This is a genomic window from Catenibacterium sp. (genome assembly GCF_052354645.1).
Lineage (GTDB): Bacteria > Bacillota_I > Bacilli_A > Erysipelotrichales > Coprobacillaceae > Catenibacterium > Catenibacterium mitsuoka_A.
Genome location: NZ_DAWDDM010000348.1, coordinates 1 through 1,796, shown reverse-complemented (window position 1 = coordinate 1,796; position 1,796 = coordinate 1). Strand labels below are relative to the sequence as shown.

General features: G+C 38.5%; 2 protein-coding genes. Both read right to left on the bottom strand.

Translation table 11 applies throughout. From position 1 onward, the window contains the following. Positions 1–196: 196 nt before the first annotated feature. On the bottom strand, positions 197–1,321 hold the full coding sequence (dnaJ, locus tag ACT8VG_RS10855) for a molecular chaperone DnaJ (RefSeq protein WP_444195883.1): 1,125 nt from the start codon (positions 1,319–1,321) through the stop codon (positions 197–199). Positions 1,322–1,372: 51 nt separating this feature from the next. After that, on the bottom strand, positions 1,373–1,796 hold a 424-nt coding region (locus ACT8VG_RS10850), incomplete at its 5' end, for an Hsp70 family protein (protein WP_444195882.1).

The window sequence follows — 1,796 nt, the reverse complement described above, 5'->3', positions numbered from 1 at the left end:
TTATTAATCTTTTTGTATTCTTCAAATTGTGCTTCTGTCATAGATACGCCATGCTTCTCTAAACATTTTTCCATGCTGATTCTTTCAGACATTTCAAAATTAAGAAGAGTTCCATCTATATCCCATAATATAGTTTTATATTTCATAAAGTCCTCCTTATTTCATTATACAAAAAAGATAGGAATACTCAATATCCCTATCTCTTGAATGATTTCTTAAATTGATCAAAAATAGATTCTTTTTCATCTAATTCTTTAAGTTTTGTATAAAGGTCTTTTTCTTTCTTGCTTAACTTCTTAGGAATAGAAACGTTAACCTGAACATACTGATCACCATAAGTATCACCACGCATGTTCTTGACACCTTTACCCTTAAGTCTCATGACTGTACCAGTCTGTGTTCCTGCTGGAATCTTCATAGTGACATCACCATAAACAGTAGGTACTTCAACTTCACAGCCAAGAGTTGCATCTACTGCAGAAACTGGAACTGATATAGAAATATCATTACCGTTTCTCACAAAGTATTTATGTGGACGTACATAGATTTCTACATATAAGTCACCATTAGGTCCACCATTGACACCACGCTGTCCTTTACCAGCGACACGTAACTGCTGATGAGAATTAATACCAGCTGGGATTGTTAATTCTACAGTGACATTCTTATTAATATATCCTGAACCATGACAATGTGGACACTTATCCTTGACTACCTTACCTGTACCATGACAGTCTGGGCAGACTGATTCATTAATGATAGTACCAAATGGTGAACGCTGCTGTACTCTAATACGTCCTGTTCCACCACATCTAGAACATGTATGCACATCATTAGGATTCTTAGCACCTGTACCATGACAATGAGAACACTGTTCATCATAGTTAATCTTAAGTTCTGTCTTTTTACCCTTGATAGCATCCATGAAATCAATTTCTATCTGAACATAACGGTCTTCACCTTTTTGTGGTCCTGTAGGTCTTCTAGAACGTGACTGTCCTCCGCCAAAGAATGAACCGAAGATATCCCCAAAGTCCATATCTTCAAATCCGCCAAATCCCTGACCGCCCAATCCTCCAGCACCTGCACCCCCCTGTTCACATGCTGCATGTCCATAACGGTCATAAGCCGCCTTCTTATTCTCGTCAGAAAGAACTTCATAGGCTTCATTAACTTCCTTGAACTTGTCTGCTGCATCTGGCGCTTTATTCACATCAGGGTGATATTTCTTTGCCATCTTACGATAAGCACGTTTTATTTCATCTTTTGAAGCATCCCTAGATACACCAAGGACTTCATAGTAATCTCTCTTATCTGCCATAAATTACACCTCATTTAATATAAGCCAAGGGGATTGCCCTTGGCTTTCTTGTTAGTTCTTTTCAGTAAAGTCTGCATCAACGAAATCATCGTTATTGTTGTTAGATGAAGTGTCTGCACCTGCTGTGTTACCAGCATTCTGCTGCTGATACTGAGCAGCAGCCATCTGCTGAGCAATCTGTTCAAGTTCGCTCATCTTAGATTCAAGAGTAGCCATATCATTATTGTCTAATGCAGTCTTAAGTTCATCTCTTAAAGCTGTAGCCTGGTTCTTCTGATCTTCTGGAAGGTTAGCACCCTGTTCAGCTAAAGCCTTATCAATCTGGTTGATCATAGCTTCTGCTTTGTTCTTAGTTTCGATGTCTTTACGTTTCTTTTCATCGTCAGCCTTGTTGCTTTCAGCTTCCTTAACCATTCTATCGATTTCTTCTTCACTTAAACCTGTAGAGTTCTGAATAGTGATAGACTGTTCTTTG